We start from the raw sequence: 18480 nt of genomic DNA on the forward strand, positions 1-18480 counted from the left end.
TTACCAAGACCTTCTGGTTCTCCACCTTTATTACACAGGAATTTAAAAACGAGCCTATTGGGGCCCGTTTTCAGTATATCGTCGGCATGGTCTTCTAAAAACCTTCATTTTTACAGGAAACTTGTATCTATTTTTTTACTATTTTATCCGGATGATCACTATTAATCGTAACTCTTTGTGCAAATTCCTCTATTTCAGCAGAATCATAAAAATGATATCCTTTTGCCGTCGTTTGGGCCGCAACGTACATTGCAGCAGCTACTTTGTTTGCTTCTATTGCACGATATGGACGTAAAGGGCCTACAAAGACAAATTTTGCAAAAGTACTTAGCAGCCCAGAAATCTTTTCACCTGCCCTGAATTCCTTTCGTTCTCCAAGAAGTAGGGAAGGACAGAAAATATGTACAGTATTCAATGCCAGATGTTGTAGTGTCCCTTCCACATCACCTTTAACACGGCTGTAGAAGAACTTTGATTTGGAATTGGCACCCATGGCCGTAATGACGAGTACTTTTTCAACATTGGATGTCTTCGCCAATCTAGCTGCTTCAATTACATAGTCATAATCCACTTTACGAAATGCTTCCTTCGATTTAGCCTTTTTAATAGTTGTACCCAAACAAATGAACACATCGTTGACTATGAACAAATCGGCATACTTGGATAAATTATCGAAATCCACAATATGTCCTATGCATTTGGGATCGGTGAGTTTCAGTGCCCTTCTTGTCAGCAAATGGATTTCACTATAGATTTTGCTTTTGCCTAGCTCTTTAACCAACTGGGTGCCTACCATACCTGTAGCACCTAAAATCAATGCCTTCTTATTAGTCATGATTTCCTTCTTTCTATAATTAGCTTTTCAAACACCCATTTTCTTTTTAACTAACCTAGCTTAATAGGACTAAGATAAATGATTCACTTGATTGAAATCATCAATTATCCAAGAATCAACTTCAAATCTAATCGTACTCAAACATGCATTGAACAAGCGCATTTCGTTGGATATGATTGACTCATTTGACATCAAGCGTAAAATAAAATGAATGACGGCTCCATGTGCAACAAGTATAACTTTCTTCTCAGGATACTCCTTCTGAATTTCCTGGAGTCCATTCATCAGCCTGTTTCGTAGAGATTCCTGATTTTCCTGACCAGGATAATCTTTATCCCTGAATGCAGACTTCCTTTCCGCTGCAGTCATTCCTTCAGCGACGCCAAAATTCTTTTCAATGAATTCCATTTTTTCAATAACCGGTACTTCAATATAGTGCGAAATGATATCCGCCGTCTCCCTTGCCCTCTTCAGGGGGCTTGTAATAATTACATCCCAATCATCTTTTGACAAAAATTCACCACATTGCCGTGCCTGTATCTTTCCAAGTTCATTTAAAGGAATATCAGTCTGCCCTTGCAGCTTTCCTAGTGCATTCCAATCTGTTTGACCATGCCGCACTAAACAAATAGTAGTAATTGTCCTCAAACCCCTCTAAGTAGATTGTTATTTTTTCACTTCTTCAATGATGGAATGTCCTTCAGTCCGTTCGAGATCTGACCATTTCCACTTTTCATGCAAGCGCAACCTTCCATCAGGCAGCATTTCAGGGGTGGAAAGGCAGCTGCCTCCTCTAATTTCCCCTTTTTCATTGATATGATTATATCTAAATTCCAGAGTTCCATCCAGATTGACCAGCCCTATTAAAGTCCCTTTAACAATCTCTCCCCCCTGATAACTTGCTGAAAGAATTGAGCCATCTTGTGAATAGTGGAAGGTGGTATTTCCTGACACTTCTCCATTTTCAGAATTGATTTTAGCTTTGAATATCCGACCATCATAATTAAACATCATCATTCCCCCATATGAATTAATAAGGATAATGATACCAAATTAATTAAAAAAAGAATATTGAAAAATCTTATGGGATTTTTAATTCTGTGTCCATTGAAATGACACAAAAAATACATAATATTCCCCATTGAATTCCCCTATTATGATGTGGTTATATTAGGGAAGATGTTACTTATGGAATGAACAATTCATAATTTGAAACGTCTAATCAAACTGGAAGATTTTGGTGAGGTGCTCAAGTGAAAGAAATACTTCTGATTCTACTATTACAACTTATTTATGTTCCAATTTACACATTGCGAACCATTTTCTTAGTAAAAAATATTACCATACTCGCCTCGATACTGGGTATCGCAGAAATGTTAATATACGTTTTTGGATTATCCCTCGTATTTGGCGGTGACCAAAGCATACTCGCCATGGTTGTATATGCAGTCGGTTTTGGAATCGGAATAATTTTTGGTACGAAAATTGAGCAAAAACTTGCCATCGGTTTTATTAATGTAACCGTTAATACTCAAACCAAAAATGAACATTTGGTAGATACATTGAGGAACAACGGATTTGGTGTAACTCTTTATACGGGCGAGGGCAGGGATAGCAACCGTTATCGTATGGAAATCTTGACCAAACGCAATCGGGAACAAGAATTGATAGCAACCGTTGAAAAGTTTGAACCTAAGGCTTTCATCATTTCATATGAACCACGTTATTTTAAAGGTGGATTTTTATTGGATCGGTTGAAAAATAAAGCAAGCTGAAAATGAAAAGCAAAAGCCCACCTTATTAAGATGGGCTTTTGCTTTATTTCGTTTTTGATTTTCTTATTCTCACTGCCCTTGTAACCGGTTGTTTTTTAATCCACTTTAAATATTTTTTTAATGCTTCATCATCTTTTAACAAAAGCACGGTATTTAGTCGGATGGCCAGTTCTCGGTTTGAATACAGTGCGTGAATCTGTTTGTGGCAAGATTTACAGAGATAGGCTATTGGTAAATGGCTTCCGCCAAATTCTCTAGGTGTTAAATGATGGATGGTCAGTTCTATCTCATCCCTATCACAAAGCTTACAAGTACCTATCATTACATTACTCGGCCAATTATGGCTTTACGGATTTTCCTTCTTCAACAATATGAAACATCAAATGGGCAAGATGATGGATTGGTCCGTACTCTTCATTGTCATCATCTTCTTCATCCTCCACTTCCACTTCATCCATCCCTTGTAAATAAAGTGCCATGAACTCATAAAAATCATTTTTAGTAAAGGAGTAACAATCACTTGGATCCTGATTATCTTCTTCATACTGTAAAACTAGATGGGATAAATCACCCTCATCATCTTCAGCATCAAAAAATACGAAATAACCGATATTTGTATCCAGTTCAAATAATCTGCGAAATCCGCGTGATGTTGCTTTTTCAAACTCAGCCGACGTCAATTTTTGCACTTGCATGCTGTCTACATTATCTTCTTGATGAAAGCCCACGATAAATGTGTTCATAATCAAACCTCCTGTTGAATATGGATAACCATTAGTATCCCCATTTAACCGAATTTATTCCATTTAGAGGTTTGTTTCCAAAACGACCGGGCAATGATCGCTGCCCATGACATCGCAGTGAATGTTTGCCTCTATTAAAGAATCCGCCAGACGTTTTGAAACAATGAAATAATCGATTCTCCACCCAATATTCCGCTCCCTGACTTTTTCCATATATGACCACCAAGTATAAGAGCCTTCCTGGTCTGGATAAAAATGGCGAAATGTATCGATAAACCCTGAATCAAGTAATTCAGTCATCTTTCCACGTTCTTCATTTGTAAAACCTGAATTCCCTATATTGGGTTTTGGGTTTTTCAAGTCGATTTCCTGGTGTGCGACATTGAGGTCACCACAAAAGATAACCGGCTTCATCAGGTCCAGTTCCTTAAGATATTTTATCATCTCATCTTCCCATTCGAGACGGTAATTCAATCTTGATAAATCCCTTTTTGCATTGGGGGTATAAACATTCACCATATAAAAACTCTCGAACTCCAGTGTTATGATCCTGCCTTCCGGCTCCTCATCCAGCTCTCCTACACCATATTTCACTGAAAGCGGTTTTTCCTTCGTGAAAATGGCTGTACCTGAATATCCTTTTTTCAGTGCATAATTCCAATATTGATGGTACCCTTCCAACTCAAGTGAAATTTGCCCTTCTTGAAGCTTAGTTTCTTGAAGGCAGAAAATATCTGCATCCACGTCTTTAAAGTAATCTAAAAATCCTTTTTTAACACAAGCCCGAATTCCATTTACATTCCAGGAAACCAATTTCATATTCTCTTAAATTCTCCTTATGTCCAATTAATTTCTTTACATTTCAACTATACTATTAATCTGCTTTTTTTCCCATTAGAGTACATTCGAAAACAATCTGGCAAATGATTCTTTTGAACGTTCCAGTAAACCACGATTGTTATACCCGATAGGATCTAGTTTGTCACTATCCATCATATCCTCTTTGTAATGAGTGATGAGATCTTCAATGGTACGGCTGCCCATAAGAAAGACATTCACTTCGAAATTCAGGTGGAAACTCCTCATATCCATATTTGCCGTTCCTATGGAAGCCATATCACCATCTACGATAATAAGTTTCTGATGTAGAAAACCTTTTTTGTACGAGTATACCTCTACGCCGAATTGAAGCAGCTCACCGAAATAGGAGCGACTGCCGTATTGGGTTAAAAACCCATCATTTACTGCCGGAACCAGAACCCTAACTTGTATCCCCTTAATTGCGGCATGTTTAATTGCTGCTTTAATCGCTTGATTTGGTACGAAGTATGGACTTGCAATCCAGATTGATTTTGTGGCGTTCGTGATAAGTGAATAGTAAAAATCACTCATGATCCCCTGTTGTGTATCAGGTCCGCTCGCTACCACCTGGACAGCTCCATCCCCTTGTACCACTTTATTCTTGAATTCTGGACGTCCTTGCAATACATCTTCGCCGCTGACATATTCCCAATCCAAAAGGAAAACGGTATGAAGCATATATACCGCTTCACCTTTAAGGATCATATGTGTATCTCTCCAAAAACCAATGCTTTTATTTCGGCCTAAATACTCCTCTCCTACGTTTAAACCTCCTACAAAGCCAACTTCCCCATCTATGATGATGATTTTGCGGTGATTCCTAAAATTAAATTTTTGATTGAAAAAACCGTGTTTCAATGGCGAAAAGGGATAGGCTTTAACCCCTGCATTTTTCATCCGTTTAACCTCATTATTTGAGAGGCTTAAGCTTCCTGCCGCATCAAAAATGAATAAAACCTCCACACCATTTTTTGCTTTTTCAATAAGGATATCTATAATTTCAGTACCAAGCCTGTCGGAACGAAAAATATAGTATTCAATATGGATGAATTTCTCAGCTTTTCTTAATTGTTTTATGATTTCTGTAAACGTTTCGTTGCCATTTTTCAATACTTCCGTTTTCGATGATGTACTAATGGTGGTCTCAGATGCATTTTTGGCAAAAGCTGCGAATGATTTCTGATGATCATTCAAGAACGATAAATCTGGAGAGGATACCCGTGTAACAAGACTCTTCCATTCTTCTCTATCTTTTTTCCTTTTACTTCGGAATAAATACCCCTTTAAATAGAGCTGACCTGAGAAAAGATAAAATACATATCCAAATACCGGGAAAAACAAAAGCACATACATCCATAAAAGTGTCTCGTGGGCAAATCTATTTTCGAGCATTAGTGAAAATAGGGTGATAAACATGACCAAAATATATAATCCAATAAAAAATAGCTTCACGTCGAAGCTAACTGAAGTGAACAGGATCATATAAACTGAAGCAATTAATATAAATAAAAATACAATTTCCATCCTTCTTCTTTTCATCTTTTCATTCTCCTACACAGCAATATTTTATATATAAATATCATATACCCATATTTGATGGTAAAAGAAACAAAACACTTACGAAAACAATGTTCGCAAGTGCTTTGTGTATTACCTATCCAGTTATCACTTCATGACAGGAATCAAACTTTCATACAGCTCCATATACTTTAATGACGATGATGTCCAACTGAAGTCTAACTTCATTGCATTTTCGGCCATTTTCCTCCATCTTTTCGGCTGGAATTTGTACAGGCCAACAGATTGCTCAATTGTATGGAGCATATCGTGTGCATTATAATTCGTAAAACTGAAGCCATTGCCTTCACCAGTAAATTGGTTATACGGTATGACCGTATCACGAAGTCCGCCAGTTTCCCTCACTAAAGGCAGTGTACCATAACGCAGTGCCAAGAGTTGGCCGATACCACATGGTTCGAATTGTGATGGCATCAGGAATAAATCAGAACCTGCATATATCCTTCTTGCTAACCCCTCATCAAAATATGTATGGACTGAAACCTGATTTGGATATTGGTCAGCTAAATGACGAAATGCCGATTCATATTGCTCTTCACCCGTACCTAAAAGAATGAATTGAACTCCTTGGTTCATCATTTCATGAAAAACATGGAGAACAAGATCTATTCCTTTTTGATCAACAAGCCTCGTTACCATTGATAAAACCGGGACGTCATCATTGACAGGAAGACCCAGCGATTCCTGTAGCTGACGTTTATTCTCCATCTTACCCTCATAAGAATCGAATGGAACAGCAAGATGTTCATCTGCTGCAGGATTATATTCCTCATAATCGATTCCGTTGATAATACCTTTAAGTTCACCTTTTCTCTTACGTAAAAACCCATCCAGATTTTCCCCGAAATAAGGTATCTGAATTTCTTCCGCATAACTTGGGCTTACCGTTGTGACAATGTTAGAAAAAGCCAGGCCGGCTTTCAAATAACTTACATTCCCATGAAATTCAAGACCATCGATATTAAAATATAACTCACTCAAATCGAGTAATTCAGCTAATACAACTTTAGGATAAACTCCTTGATAGCGTAAATTATGTATTGTAAATATCGTTTTAATATCCTGATAAAATGGATGTTTATGATAATGGGCTTTCATCAAAACGCTGACAAGGCCCGTTTGCCAATCATGGCAGTGTATAACATCCGGTTTTTCTTCCAAATAGGGTAATGCCTCTAAAATGGCACGGGAAAAGAAGGCGAACCTTTCGCCATCATCGAAGAAACCATAACTACCATGCCTTTTGAAATAATATTCATTATCCAGAAAATAATATGTAATTCCGTTAGCAACAAGTTTTTCGATGCCACAAAATTGCTGGCGCCAGCCAACAGGAACTTCAATACTCGTCATATGTTCCAATTCCTGTTTGAATTGGTTAGGAAGATCCCCGTATTTAGGTAGGATGACACTTACATGGACTCCCTGTTTTTTCAGCGCTTTCGGGAGCGCGCCTATAACGTCTCCGAGCCCTCCCGTTTTTATAAAAGGGGCGCATTCTGAAGCAGCAAATACAACATTCATTGCCGCACCTCCTCTATTAAATTACTTCCGCTTTTTTTATTACAGTAGGCTGTTTTAAACCAATTACTGATTTTTCACTAGTAACTCTCACTTCTTTATCAGTTATGATATTTTCTACGATGGCTCCTTCTTCAATCACGCCTTTTTGCATGATGATGCTATTTCTTACTATCGCACCCTTTTTCACCTTTACCCCACGGAAGAGTATACTGTTTTCGACAATCCCTTCAATATCACAACCGTTGGCTATCAATGAATTGGTAACCTTCGAAGAACTTGAATATTTGGTCGGTGCCTCATGTTTGATTTTCGTATAAACATCCCAAGTATCCCCGAAGAAAGAACGGATTACCGAAGGGTTCAGGAAATTCATATTACTGGCATGAAAGCTTTCAATCGAATGGATGAATGGCATATCACCTGTAAAGTTATAGCCTTTTACGGTAAAACGATGAAGATTTGCTTTCACAGCGTCTTTCAAAAAGTCATATTCCCCACTGGCAACACAGCTTTTGATCAAATTCACCAATAGCGATTTACTTATGATGAAAGTTTCTAGACAAACATGGTCACCAGGTCTAGGGATTGTATAAAAGCTAATGTCAGTTATGTCTTCATCCGAATCTACCGAGCAGGTGTGATAGATTGGTTTTTCAATCAATTCCCCTACATAATCCTTATATACCACCGTGATATCCGCTTTATGTTTTTTGTGATAATCAAGCACTTCATTAAAATCCAATTTGCATACATGGCTTCCTGGGGAAATGATGACAGTATCTGCCTCTGCACGTTCGAAAAAGCTGAGATGATCATAAAATTGCTTCATATCGCCTGTTACCGTTTCATCCGGATGGATAGGGGGCAAGATGTATAAGCCTCCTGAACGCCGATCCAAGTTCCATTCTTTACCTGAGCCAAGATGATCCATAACTGAAAGATACTTTTCTTTTGGGAAAACGGCTACTTTTGATACATCTGCATTAATGAGATTCGACATAGTAAAGTCAATCAAACGGTAGCGTCCACCAAATGGCACAGATGCTACATTACGGTGAGCAGTCAGATCTTTTAAATGTTGTCTTTCATTGATTAAGTTTATAATACCCAACACATTTTCCATAGCATCTTCCCCTTTTTCTAGTTAAGAGTGATCTTTTTTTTGTTTGGATTGATAATGGTCTGATTTTCACCAATTAAGGTAATATCGGATGTCACCGCTGAATTGCCAACTACGGCACCATCTTCTATAACACAATTACTGGCTATGATGCTTCTTTCTATATGAACGTTTTCACCAATCGTGACATTAGGCATGATGACTGAATCTTTTATGGTTGAACCATAGCCCACCTGTACATTATAGGATAAAACCGAATGTTCAATGTTCCCATGTATCATGCATCCTTCATTGATAAGCGACTGACTGACCTCGGCATCCGGTGATATATATTGCGGTGGATGATTTGCATTGCGGGCAAAAATTTTCCATTGCTGATCATTCAACTGGAAATTTGGCGTATCCTCCAATAAGTCCATATGTGCCTGCCAAAGGCTTTCGACCGTTCCAACATCTTTCCAATAATCATTAAAACGGTAGGCATATAGCTTTTTTCGATCTTCAAGCATTTTTGGAATGATGTTGCTGCCAAAATCATTGGAAGAATTTTCGTCTTTTTCATCATTGATTAAATACCGTCTTAGGGTTTTCCAATTGAAAAGGTAAACTCCCATGGAAGCAAGATTACTTTTTGGGTATTTTGGTTTTTCGTCAAATTGTGTGACTTTATCATCATCATTGGTATTCATGATTCCGAAACGACTTGCTTCCTGCCACGGCACTTGAATGACCGCTATTGTTGCCTCTGCATTTTTTTCGATGTGATAATCCAGCATCTTACTGTAGTCCATCTTATAAATATGGTCACCAGAGAGAATTAGTACATGTTCCGGATCATAGTTATCAATGTATTGGATATTTTGATAAACAGCATTTGCCGTCCCTTTATACCATTCACCGCCTTCTTTCCCTTGATAAGGGGGAAGTACGGAAACTCCGCCAACATCCAAATCAAGGTCCCAAGCTTTGCCATTACCAACATAATCATTTAGAATCAATGGCTGGTATTGGGTCAGTACCCCAACCGTATCTATACCAGAATGAGTGCAGTTACTTAATGGAAAATCGATGATTCTATATTTACCGCCAAAGGGAACAGCTGGTTTTGCCAAACCAATCGTCAATTCGCCTAACCTTGAACCCTGGCCTCCTGCCAATAACATTGCTATCCATTTTTTCGCTCCCATTATTCGGTCACTCTCCCCCGTCTTTTTTTTGTTTGCTTCATAAAAATAGAAATGCCTAATGGAGGTACAGTTATTTCCATGCTGTATGGTTGATTTTGGTATGGTATCTTTTTGACATTAATGGGTTCTTCATTGATCTGACCCGATCCTCCGAAAGCTGCTGAATCACTGCTGAAAACTTCTATATATTTGCCTTGGGATGGTACACCTATTTGATAGTAAGCATGAGCCTGTGCAGAAAAATTACAGACAACAATGCAATAATCGCCTTTGCGTTTACCTTTTCTCATAAAAGTAATGATACTTTGTTCACTATTGTTCGGATCGATCCATTCAAAACCTTCCTGGACATGATCCAGTCTCCAAAGGGAGGAAGTTTGGCTGTAAAAGTCCTGAAGGGTACGGAAGTAATATGCCATCTTTTCGTGGGATTCATATTCCAAAAGCAACCAATCCAATTGTTCCTCATCTTTCCATTCTATGAATTGGCCAAATTCTCCTCCCATAAATAGAAGCTTCTTCCCAGGATGCGTCATGAAATACCCAAAAAGCAACCGTAAATTTGCAAACTTCTGCCAATAGTCACCTGGCATTTTATTCAATAATGACTTCTTGCCATGAACTACTTCATCATGTGAAAAGGGCAAGACGAAATTTTCTGAAAAAGCATAGAAAAATGAAAATGTTAAGAGGTTATGATGATATGGCCTTTCATTTGTTTCAAGTTTCATATAACGAAGGATATCGTTAGTCCATCCCATATTCCATTTATAATTAAAGCCCAGGCCGCCTATATCGGTAGGTGAAGTTATAAGTGGCCGGTCTGTCGCTTCTTCAGCCATCATTAATGCATTGGGATATTTCTTAAAAACCACTTCGTTAAGTTTTTGTAAAAATTGTATGGCTTCAAGGTTTTCCTCACCGCCAAACTGGTTTTTCAGCTTGACCGGCAATGGATTATCATGATTCAAGTAAACCATTGAGGATACCGCATCGACACGGACCCCATCAATATGGTATACATCCATCCAAAACATTACATTTGATATAAGGAAACTTATTACTTCTGGTTTAGTAAAATCAAAGTTGTATGTCCCCCATAACGGGCGATCTGCTCTCGTGTAATCAATTGGTTCATAGAGAGGCGTACCATCAAAACGGGAAAGTCCATGAGCGTCTTTACAAAAATGGGCGGGAACCCAGTCAAGGATTACACCTATGCCCTTTTGGTGGCAAAGGTTAATTAAATATTTAAAATCTTCCGGTGAACCGTACCGACTGTTTACGGAATAATAACCCGTGACCTGATATCCCCAAGATTTATCAAAAGGGTGTTCCATTATGGCCATGATTTCAATATGTGTAAAACTATTATCAATCACATATTCAACTAATCTATCAGCCAATTCACGGTACGAATAAAATTCACCATCTTCTTTCTGTTTCCATGTTCCTGGGTGCACTTCATAAATGGACATGGGTTTTTGATAAATATTTTCCTTTTTCCTATCGGCTATCCACTTCGAATCTTGCCATTCAAAATTATCCAGCCTTTTAATGACCGAAGCAGTATTTGGTCTGACCTCCGAATAAAAGGCATATGGATCGGCTTTTAGGATACGTTTATTTCCGGGTGTATGTATTTCATATTTATAGAGTTCCCCTTCTTGTAATCCTGGTACGAACAACACCCAGATACCTGAACGCTCGATCCGTTTCATCGTATGATCTTTTCCGTCCCAATTATTAAAATTACCGACTACTGAAACTTGCTTGGCATGGGGGGCCCAAACGGTGAATCGTACTCCTTCATTACCTAATGTTGTCACAATGTGTGCCCCAAGCATTTTATAGCTTTCATAAAGGGTGCCTTCATGAAACAAATACAAATCGAAATCGCTTGGATAAATCTCTTGTAGCTGGTCAATAATTGTACTCAATAAAACCCCTCCATCAGTATTAACTCGATAGTATTTTACCCATCCTTCCCCAGTTATTATATATATTCGATGAAAATGATATTAATCCTTCAAATGGAGGTGAAGTTATTGTTATAAATAGCCGTTTTTTTGTAAATTTAAACACTTTTTTAAAGAAAAAAGACATTTATTGTAAAAATATTATTATACCAAGAAAAACTCTTCCCTTTTTTTAGGAAGAGCTTTAAGGTATCCAGTATGAATGCTTCATGTTATTTGTTCAGTTCGAATCATGGAAGTCTTCGTCAAGAATAAATAGGATAATGAGACTGACCATGCCAAAGGAGTATTCCCGTTTGGTATATTACTGCCTCCAATATATAACTCAGGAACTTCCCAATTTTCCGGAATGATCATTTTTGTTTTATCTATATATTCATTAACTTTGTTCATCATGCCAAGTTCAAGGTAGCATAAGCCCAACCATGGAAGCCCGAAACACCATTCCGCTTCTTGACCGTCATTATAATAAAGGTCCTTCTCATATCTAATGCAACCATTTGTTCTTTCTAGTCTTTCTGTGACATTCTTCAATATTTCAAGTGCTATTTCACGGTCTACCAGCCGATACGGATAAATCAACGATAAAAGGGCTAAATCCGTCTCTTTTGAATAACTTTCCCTTGGAAGCAGGAAACGAAGTGTTTCTTCTCCCTTTTTAATCAGTTCTTCCTTGACGTTTACCAGCATTTTGACTGAATTCAATCCAGCAACACATGCACCTATGCTTGAAGCGTGGATTTCTATATTTTCTTCCCACATCCCGTTATCTTCCGACTGCCAATATTGCAGGCATTCCAAGTAATTGACCAGCTTTTGGACAATTTCTAAATCACGTTGGTTTCTTATCACCTTTTTACCATGCCTATATCCTTCACCGACACCCCATAAAAAGGCACCTACCGCATCATTTTGGGCATGCCCCCACTCATCGGGCAGTTCTTTTAGCTCAGTGGAATACCTTGCATGGATATGTTCAAATAGAAACTGGGGTTTCTGCACCGTATGAATATCTATCTTCCACTCATAGGTTTGAAATAAGTCGAATAAAGCATGATATGCTTTTTCGTAACGATTGGACGGATCATTTATAAAAGGTATTACTGTATAAACGACATCCCTTATCCAGACATAATTATAATCATCGGAAACGCTTGCAGTATATGCACCATTAGGAAGCCGCATGCGATCAAGAACCTCTAGGGCACCATTAACATTCATCAATTGAACACCTCCATAGTTATTTGCTTATTCCCATTGTAGACAGACTCCCGTTTTCTAAACGTTGGTTGTTTCATTTTCAATTAGAAGCGCTTTCATTTCTGCTAACCAAAACGACCATTCAGAAGTACATTCACCCTAGTTTATGTAATCACTGGCCATTTTGATAATCAAGCTTCCAATGTTCATTAAAAAGCGTCATTTGCCTAACCGTAATGAACGAACTCAGAAAGGTGCGGTTTATGAAATATGTTCTTGGGAAATAAAAAACCAGTAATGGCAATCCATTACTGGTTATATCGGCCTATCATTAAAATGTTTAGTAATCATTAAAAGAAATTTAGTAATTTCATCAAGGAAAGCAAGCCAATCGTCTTCTCGTAAAAACGGCAGCCAGGAAAGCTGTAAAAAGATTCGGCCAAATCCAACCCATTATCCTAAAGTGAAAAGACCTGTTCTATATGCAAAAAGCGCCGCCATTAAGGCTACTTTCTCATGCTTTAGCCAATCGATGCCCCATTCAGGAATCTGCATATTACTAAGCAACGCCAAAAGATCGATTCTAGGTATGAAAGTCCCTATCGACGAGCCTGTTAGCAAGACTGATACTTAGGTATCCCATAAAATAGATATACAATTCTTTACTCCTTGGCAAAAGTTTCACCACCATTGACCTCGGAAAAGCCACCGCTTTTCCATTTTAGCATTATCCTGACTCGTATAATTTCACCGTTGTTTTAATAAGTTTCTTCAATTGCTTTTCAGCTGGCTAAGCAGAATGGGCAACTCACTATATATTTCGATGATCTCATTTATCGGCATTCTAACTAAACCGCTGGAAGATGGGGCAACGAATTCCATGGTCTCATTGGATGTGGTTTCTTCTTGCAGCCCCCATGAGATTTTTCGTAATTGACGATATTCCTGATAGACACCCTTTCCTACAAAACAGACAAGTTTAGGTTTATACTTTTTTATTTTCCTTTTTAATTGTTTCCTTCCTTTTATGTACTCTTCTTTAGTGATATCGTCCGCTCCTTTTGTAGGCCTGGAAACGATATTGGTAAAACCATAACCTAAATCCAGCAATGAAGAGTCTTCAGTCGGTTCATATTTCCTTGGTGTCAGCCCGGACTCGAAGAGGATTTTCCAAAAGCGATTATTTGGATTCGCATAATGATGACCAGTCTCACCTGAACGAATGCTTGGATTGAAACCTACGAACAAAATATCCAAATTTTCCTTTAAATGATCAGAGATGCCTTCCATATTAAAACTCCTTTTCAAATTTGCTATTTAATCATTGTACAAAACTGAAAAATATTTAACTACCTTTTGAACGGTGACGGCTCCATAGTATGGGTGCAGACCTTATAAATTGTATATAGAAGACCTATTGCTCCTAAAGCATTACGTTCGCCTTCACTGGACACACTGCCAGACATTAGATATGAAAAGGATACCATAGTGGAGGTAAAGATTTTTTTTTCCAAGGAATAAACCGATTTTTCCGATGTCCCGTCATAAAGCAAAAACCTGCATGCTTTTCAAAGCTTGCAGGGATTTAAATTAAAGGATATCCGCGATTTTTTTTCATGTACTCATCGTCGGAAATGACAGAAAGCTAAAGGACATTAAGAATATGGCTGAGTGCATTCAATTTGCCCAGTCATTTACTAGTAGTGATTTGAAGACCAATTGTAGGCACGGGGAGGGTTATTGGGGAAACCAAGACAAGCGAAAGACCCGTTATTCCTGGTGGAAATCACGGGTCTTTTTGGACGCTGAATTAGCCTCCATCAATCAAATGCTGATATCCAAACAGGCAGGGATTTAAATTCGATAGAGTAAAAGAAATAGTTCCTCCTATTATATTAAGTGAAAGTGTAAATCACTCATTTGAACAGTAGGAGCTATAAATTATTGATTCTGCTTCTGTTCTAAAATCATTCAAATCTCTCCGATGGCTTACTTTAGTTAAGGGTACTATTGATTCTTATATAGATTTGGAGTGATAAGTCTCTCGATTTTAGGAACCTTTAAAAATGGTAATGAATCTATTAAATAAGATCAAGATCCTTTATTAAAACCGCAGCAACTTTATAGTCGGAATTCCATTTGGCAAACGACTTTACTCGTAGGCACATACATACCTACGAGTTTATTTACGCATCGGAATATGCAACTTGTGTACATTCGCTTCTTTCAAACTCGGGAATCAGGAAACATTCTGGCGGTGTTCGATATGATCATCTTTTCTCGCATTGGCCATTTTATTGATGGTAAGAAGAATTCCAGAAAACCATATTATCACGATGCCAGTATAGATGTATATATGGGCTTCAATCGGAATCCATGTAGCTAATAATGTTCTTACATTGATTAAGATAATGAAACCGCCCACTAAAACACCCATTAATTGAGCAGGAAGCATCCTGACGAGCCAGGCTGCAATTGGTGCGGCAACCACTCCTCCAATTATCAACGCTACGACCCAAAGCCAATTGACAGCTTCCCATCCAAGAGAAATGATAAAGCCAAGACTTCCAAAGAAAGCAATGGCAAATTCGCTCGTATCTACAGTTCCTACAGCTTTTCTCGCCGTCATGCCTTTTTTTGACAATAAAACGGGTGTTGCAATGGGTCCCCAACCGCCTCCGCCTGTTGCATCACAAAAGCCTGCAAAAAGGCCTAACGGAATGGATTGTTTTGCTGTCAATGGCTTTACGGTTTCATTTTCCTTTGACGGTTTAAAAATAAATAAAAAGCGGAATAAAACGTATACACCAAGACCAAATAAAAATATGGCAATATACGGTTTTGCTAATTCGGCTGGCAGGTTACTCAGGAAACATGCACCTACAAATGCACCAACAGAACCTGGAATGATCAAGCGATAGACCATATTTTTATCAACGTTCCCAAACTTTATATGTGAGGCTCCGGATACTGCTGTGGTCACTACTTCCGATAAATGAACGGATGCTGATGCTACTGCAGGGGCAATCCCGAATGTCAACAATAAGGAAGTGGAACTCACTCCATACCCCATTCCAAGCGAACCATCGATTAATTGGGCTAAAAACCCGATAAAGGCCAAAACGATTAACTTTTTCATGACATTCCCCTTTTTTCACTAAAATAGAACCTATATCATCGACCCGATGGTACCGTTTGCCTGTATACATCATTTAGATTTCCTTTAAGGCACAAAGAGGCACCTAACCAACATGAAATGACATGTTGGTTAGGTGCCTTCAGTTTTTCTGATCAGCCCAATGATATATTTTCTTCAGCTTCTACTGGTAAAAGCCTAGCTAAAAAACGATATCTTTCTTTTAAGGAATATTTATAAATATCCTCTATTGAATCTTTCAATAATTTAGATTTTTCTTCTTTTGAAAATGACCCATTCTTTATAATCATTCTTGCTTCAAAAAGGAATTCAAGATATTCTTCATATGATTCATCATATACTTTACCTAGGTCATTCCGTATTTTTTTTGCGAGCGTTGGACTTGCTCCATTGGTAGAAACACTTATGGAAAGCATGCCTCTATTCAATGTGGCCGGTATATGAAAATTACCCAACTCATGATTGCTGATTACGTTAACCAACTGACTTTCGGATGCATTCTCGTAAACTCGTTCATTTACTTCAGTAGAATTGGTAGCCACAATGATTAAAAATGCATCATTATAGTCAGTTTCTTCCACTTCTTTAAGTAAAACCCGAATCTTACCTTCTTTCTCCAACGCTTGAAAACCTGTGCATATTTCGGGGCTTACGACGGTAACTTCAGCACCAGCTTCCAATAAGGGGCCCGCTTTAAAGTAAGCTATTTTACCGCCGCCGATGATGACACACTTTCTGTTCTCGATATTAAGCGTAATTGGATACATAGGCTCCCTCCCCACTCACTTCATGAATTCGTTCCGATATTGCTTGTTCAATCTTTGGGTGATAACCTAAATATCGGCATAGTATGATTCTTTGCTTCCCCTTTTTTGGGATCTTTTTTATACTATTTTCAATCGACTGCATTAAGAGACCTGTAAACAATAAGTAAGGAATGATAAATACTTGGTTTGATCGAGATTCCACTGCAAATTCTAACGCTTCTCCAAAGCTTGGTGTGGCAGCTGTCAAATAACACTCTTGCACCCGGATTTTTGGAAACCTGTTCCTTAGCAACACGGCCAATCGAGATAAATCCCTTTTCACGTCGGGGTCACTGCTGCCCCTTCCAACCAATAATACCAAGGAATCCTCTGTAACACTTACATTTGTTTCCTCCAACCGTTCCACTAAAATGTCAACCATTTTCTCGCTGACACCAATCGGCCTTCCGTATTTCAATTCAACGGCGGGGTACCGTTCTTTCATTTTATTCAATATGACTGGAATATCATGTTTTGCATGTACAGCTGTCAGCAATAGAACTGGAATGGCCAATATGCTCGTCGCACCTTTTTGGACGCATCGTTCGTAGGCCTCTTCAATCGTAGGAGTTTCCAATTCCAAGAAGCAATACTCTTGAATGGAATATGGCTGTGCTTGCATACAAACTTTAATAAAATCAATAGCTTGGGCTGAAGCTTCTTTAACACGGCTGCCATGGCAAATATATAAAATGGCTTCCATTAAAAGGCCTCATTCGCCAACAAATTTTCGGTTTGTTTTCCTTCAAACCATTTGATTTTTTCCCGTAAATTAACGACATCCCCCACAACTATCATGCAAGGATTCGAAATTTGTTCGTTATTGGCGGTTTCCACTACTTTAGCCAACGTACTGACAGCTGTTTTTTGCGTTGTTAATGTACCCCAATGAATAAGGGCTACCGGAGTCTCTGGGCTTTTTCCATGTTCCAAAAGTTTTCCTTGAATATATGGCAGGTTTTTAACACCCATATAAATGGCTAATGTATCGATTCCTTTTGCAAGGGATTCCCACTTGATATTATCCTCTTCATCTTTTTTCCGATGACCGGTAACAATTGCAAATGATGAAGCATGGTCCCTATGTGTAACTGGAATTCCCGCATAGGCTGTAGCAGCGATTCCAGCTGTAATTCCTGGTACGATTTCAAAGCTCACGCCACTTTTGGCAAGGGCTTCCGCTTCCTCACCGCCCCTCCCAAAGACGAATGGATCGCCGCCTTTCAAACGGGTGACTATTTTTCCCTTTTTTGCATATTTAACGAGGAACCGATTGATGGTATCCTGCTGCAACAAATGATAATCCGGCAGTTTACCGCAATTAATCAGCTCGACACCGTCTTTTGCATGATTCAAAAGTTCTTTATTGACAAGTCGATCATATAAAATGACATCAGCTTCTTGGATGCATTTTAATCCTTTTAATGTAATTAAATCTGGATCTCCGGGACCGGCTCCTACTAGATATACTTTCCCCATTTTTGCATCCTGCCTTCCCTTAGAGAATTGTTTCGAATTCCGATAAAACGAAACCTGCTCCATTTTTAATTTTCCTTTTTTCATATAATGAGATGTCATCCACTTCAGGCATTTTCAAATAATGCTTTTCCAGCTCGATATCAACAAGGTCAAACGCCTTTTCATCTGAATCGGCAACAATGATGACATGAATTGGTTTTTCCTTGATAGTGACTTCAAAACGGTATAGATTCATG

20 protein-coding genes are annotated in these 18480 nt (G+C 38.4%); 1 reads left to right on the plus strand and 19 read right to left on the minus strand.

Annotated elements, in window-relative coordinates:
* Positions 1 to 127: 127 nt before the first annotated feature.
* The 3 genes from AC0VX1_RS13360 to AC0VX1_RS13370 form a co-directional block, all read right to left on the minus strand.
* Positions 128 to 835, minus strand: a complete 708-nt coding sequence (locus tag AC0VX1_RS13360; protein ID WP_475467473.1) for an NAD(P)H-binding protein — start codon at positions 833 to 835, stop codon at positions 128 to 130.
* A gap of 69 nt (positions 836 to 904) precedes the next feature.
* A complete protein-coding gene (locus AC0VX1_RS13365; protein ID WP_413010113.1) occupies positions 905 to 1474 on the minus strand; it encodes a histidine phosphatase family protein in 570 nt (189 codons plus the stop codon).
* Positions 1475 to 1501: 27 nt separating this feature from the next.
* On the minus strand, positions 1502 to 1846 hold the full coding sequence (locus AC0VX1_RS13370) for an avidin-fold protein (RefSeq protein WP_098936439.1): 345 nt from the start codon (positions 1844 to 1846) through the stop codon (positions 1502 to 1504).
* A gap of 242 nt (positions 1847 to 2088) precedes the next feature.
* Between AC0VX1_RS13370 and AC0VX1_RS13375 the strand changes: the two genes are divergently transcribed.
* Positions 2089 to 2610 (plus strand): DUF2179 domain-containing protein, encoded by a 522-nt coding sequence (locus AC0VX1_RS13375; RefSeq protein WP_034306915.1) that lies wholly within the window; start codon positions 2089 to 2091, stop codon positions 2608 to 2610.
* A 43-nt stretch (positions 2611 to 2653) separates the two neighbouring features.
* On the opposite strand, the gene AC0VX1_RS13380 is transcribed toward AC0VX1_RS13375, so the two are convergent.
* From AC0VX1_RS13380 to AC0VX1_RS13455, 16 genes are all read right to left on the minus strand, one after another.
* The gene (locus AC0VX1_RS13380) at positions 2654 to 2932 is read right to left on the minus strand and encodes an HNH endonuclease (protein ID WP_330501063.1); all 279 of its coding nucleotides are present in this window, start codon (positions 2930 to 2932) and stop codon (positions 2654 to 2656) included.
* A 16-nt stretch (positions 2933 to 2948) separates the two neighbouring features.
* Positions 2949 to 3353 carry a hypothetical protein gene (locus AC0VX1_RS13385; RefSeq protein WP_034306917.1) on the minus strand — a complete coding sequence of 135 codons (405 nt, stop codon included), beginning with the start codon at positions 3351 to 3353 and terminating at the stop codon, positions 2949 to 2951.
* A gap of 63 nt (positions 3354 to 3416) precedes the next feature.
* Positions 3417 to 4172, minus strand: a complete 756-nt coding sequence (locus tag AC0VX1_RS13390) for an exodeoxyribonuclease III (protein ID WP_475467477.1) — start codon at positions 4170 to 4172, stop codon at positions 3417 to 3419.
* Between the two features lie 75 nt (positions 4173 to 4247).
* Positions 4248 to 5753, minus strand: a complete 1506-nt coding sequence (gene cls, locus AC0VX1_RS13395) for a cardiolipin synthase (RefSeq protein ID WP_413009978.1) — start codon at positions 5751 to 5753, stop codon at positions 4248 to 4250.
* 126 nt (positions 5754 to 5879) lie between these two features.
* Positions 5880 to 7316: a glycogen synthase GlgA gene (gene glgA / locus AC0VX1_RS13400; protein ID WP_475467479.1), complete on the minus strand. Its 1437-nt coding sequence runs from the start codon at positions 7314 to 7316 to the stop codon at positions 5880 to 5882.
* 16 nt (positions 7317 to 7332) lie between these two features.
* Positions 7333 to 8439, minus strand: coding sequence for a glucose-1-phosphate adenylyltransferase subunit GlgD (gene glgD / locus AC0VX1_RS13405; protein ID WP_057277565.1), 1107 nt, complete (start codon positions 8437 to 8439; stop codon positions 7333 to 7335).
* Positions 8440 to 8456: 17 nt separating this feature from the next.
* Positions 8457 to 9623: a glucose-1-phosphate adenylyltransferase gene (locus AC0VX1_RS13410; RefSeq protein WP_034306925.1), complete on the minus strand. Its 1167-nt coding sequence runs from the start codon at positions 9621 to 9623 to the stop codon at positions 8457 to 8459.
* Entirely contained in the window at positions 9623 to 11563 is a 1941-nt protein-coding gene (gene glgB / locus AC0VX1_RS13415) for a 1,4-alpha-glucan branching protein GlgB (RefSeq protein WP_475467482.1), read from the minus strand. The genes AC0VX1_RS13410 and glgB overlap by 1 nt, the downstream gene beginning before the upstream one ends.
* 246 nt (positions 11564 to 11809) lie before the next feature.
* Positions 11810 to 12823, minus strand: coding sequence for a glycoside hydrolase family 15 protein (locus AC0VX1_RS13420; protein ID WP_034306927.1), 1014 nt, complete (start codon positions 12821 to 12823; stop codon positions 11810 to 11812).
* Between the two features lie 432 nt (positions 12824 to 13255).
* The gene (locus AC0VX1_RS13425; RefSeq protein ID WP_413009983.1) at positions 13256 to 13423 is read right to left on the minus strand and encodes an AzlD domain-containing protein; all 168 of its coding nucleotides are present in this window, start codon (positions 13421 to 13423) and stop codon (positions 13256 to 13258) included.
* Positions 13424 to 13573: 150 nt separating this feature from the next.
* Positions 13574 to 14092 carry a mismatch-specific DNA-glycosylase gene (locus AC0VX1_RS13430; protein ID WP_412992053.1) on the minus strand — a complete coding sequence of 173 codons (519 nt, stop codon included), beginning with the start codon at positions 14090 to 14092 and terminating at the stop codon, positions 13574 to 13576.
* Positions 14093 to 15041: 949 nt separating this feature from the next.
* Positions 15042 to 15941 (minus strand): sulfite exporter TauE/SafE family protein, encoded by a 900-nt coding sequence (locus tag AC0VX1_RS13435; RefSeq protein WP_057277561.1) that lies wholly within the window; start codon positions 15939 to 15941, stop codon positions 15042 to 15044.
* 152 nt (positions 15942 to 16093) lie between these two features.
* Positions 16094 to 16726, minus strand: a complete 633-nt coding sequence (locus tag AC0VX1_RS13440) for an NAD(P)-binding protein (protein ID WP_413009985.1) — start codon at positions 16724 to 16726, stop codon at positions 16094 to 16096.
* Positions 16707 to 17468: a sirohydrochlorin chelatase gene (locus tag AC0VX1_RS13445; RefSeq protein ID WP_475467484.1), complete on the minus strand. Its 762-nt coding sequence runs from the start codon at positions 17466 to 17468 to the stop codon at positions 16707 to 16709. Before AC0VX1_RS13445 ends, AC0VX1_RS13440 begins: the two co-directional genes overlap by 20 nt.
* The gene (cobA, locus tag AC0VX1_RS13450) at positions 17468 to 18244 is read right to left on the minus strand and encodes a uroporphyrinogen-III C-methyltransferase (RefSeq protein WP_057277558.1); all 777 of its coding nucleotides are present in this window, start codon (positions 18242 to 18244) and stop codon (positions 17468 to 17470) included. Before cobA ends, AC0VX1_RS13445 begins: the two co-directional genes overlap by 1 nt.
* A gap of 19 nt (positions 18245 to 18263) precedes the next feature.
* Positions 18264 to 18479 (minus strand): DUF3906 family protein, encoded by a 216-nt coding sequence (locus AC0VX1_RS13455; RefSeq protein WP_063576145.1) that lies wholly within the window; start codon positions 18477 to 18479, stop codon positions 18264 to 18266.
* Position 18480 lies beyond the last annotated feature (1 nt).

The organism is Peribacillus sp. QJM3NY_7 (assembly GCF_056173225.1).

Bases quoted from the DNA above. Each gene is read 5' to 3' on its own strand.
- AC0VX1_RS13360 (WP_475467473.1), bottom strand. From the start codon at position 835: ATGACTAATAAGAAGGCATTGATTTTAGGTGCTACAGGTATGGTAGGC.
- AC0VX1_RS13370 (WP_098936439.1), bottom strand. From the start codon at position 1,846: ATGTTTAATTATGATGGTCGGATATTCAAAGCTAAAATCAATTCTGAA.
- AC0VX1_RS13380 (WP_330501063.1), bottom strand. From the start codon at position 2,932: ATGATAGGTACTTGTAAGCTTTGTGATAGGGATGAGATAGAACTGACC.
- AC0VX1_RS13385 (WP_034306917.1), bottom strand. From the start codon at position 3,353: ATGAACACATTTATCGTGGGCTTTCATCAAGAAGATAATGTAGACAGC.
- AC0VX1_RS13390 (WP_475467477.1), bottom strand. From the start codon at position 4,172: ATGAAATTGGTTTCCTGGAATGTAAATGGAATTCGGGCTTGTGTTAAA.
- cls (WP_413009978.1), bottom strand. From the start codon at position 5,753: ATGAAAAGAAGAAGGATGGAAATTGTATTTTTATTTATATTAATTGCT.
- glgA (WP_475467479.1), bottom strand. From the start codon at position 7,316: ATGAATGTTGTATTTGCTGCTTCAGAATGCGCCCCTTTTATAAAAACG.
- glgD (WP_057277565.1), bottom strand. From the start codon at position 8,439: ATGGAAAATGTGTTGGGTATTATAAACTTAATCAATGAAAGACAACAT.
- AC0VX1_RS13410 (WP_034306925.1), bottom strand. From the start codon at position 9,623: ATGGGAGCGAAAAAATGGATAGCAATGTTATTGGCAGGAGGCCAGGGT.
- AC0VX1_RS13420 (WP_034306927.1), bottom strand. From the start codon at position 12,823: ATGAATGTTAATGGTGCCCTAGAGGTTCTTGATCGCATGCGGCTTCCT.
- AC0VX1_RS13430 (WP_412992053.1), bottom strand. From the start codon at position 14,092: ATGGAAGGCATCTCTGATCATTTAAAGGAAAATTTGGATATTTTGTTC.
- AC0VX1_RS13435 (WP_057277561.1), bottom strand. From the start codon at position 15,941: ATGAAAAAGTTAATCGTTTTGGCCTTTATCGGGTTTTTAGCCCAATTA.
- AC0VX1_RS13440 (WP_413009985.1), bottom strand. From the start codon at position 16,726: ATGTATCCAATTACGCTTAATATCGAGAACAGAAAGTGTGTCATCATC.
- AC0VX1_RS13445 (WP_475467484.1), bottom strand. From the start codon at position 17,468: ATGGAAGCCATTTTATATATTTGCCATGGCAGCCGTGTTAAAGAAGCT.
- cobA (WP_057277558.1), bottom strand. From the start codon at position 18,244: ATGGGGAAAGTATATCTAGTAGGAGCCGGTCCCGGAGATCCAGATTTA.
- AC0VX1_RS13455 (WP_063576145.1), bottom strand. From the start codon at position 18,479: ATGAATCTATACCGTTTTGAAGTCACTATCAAGGAAAAACCAATTCAT.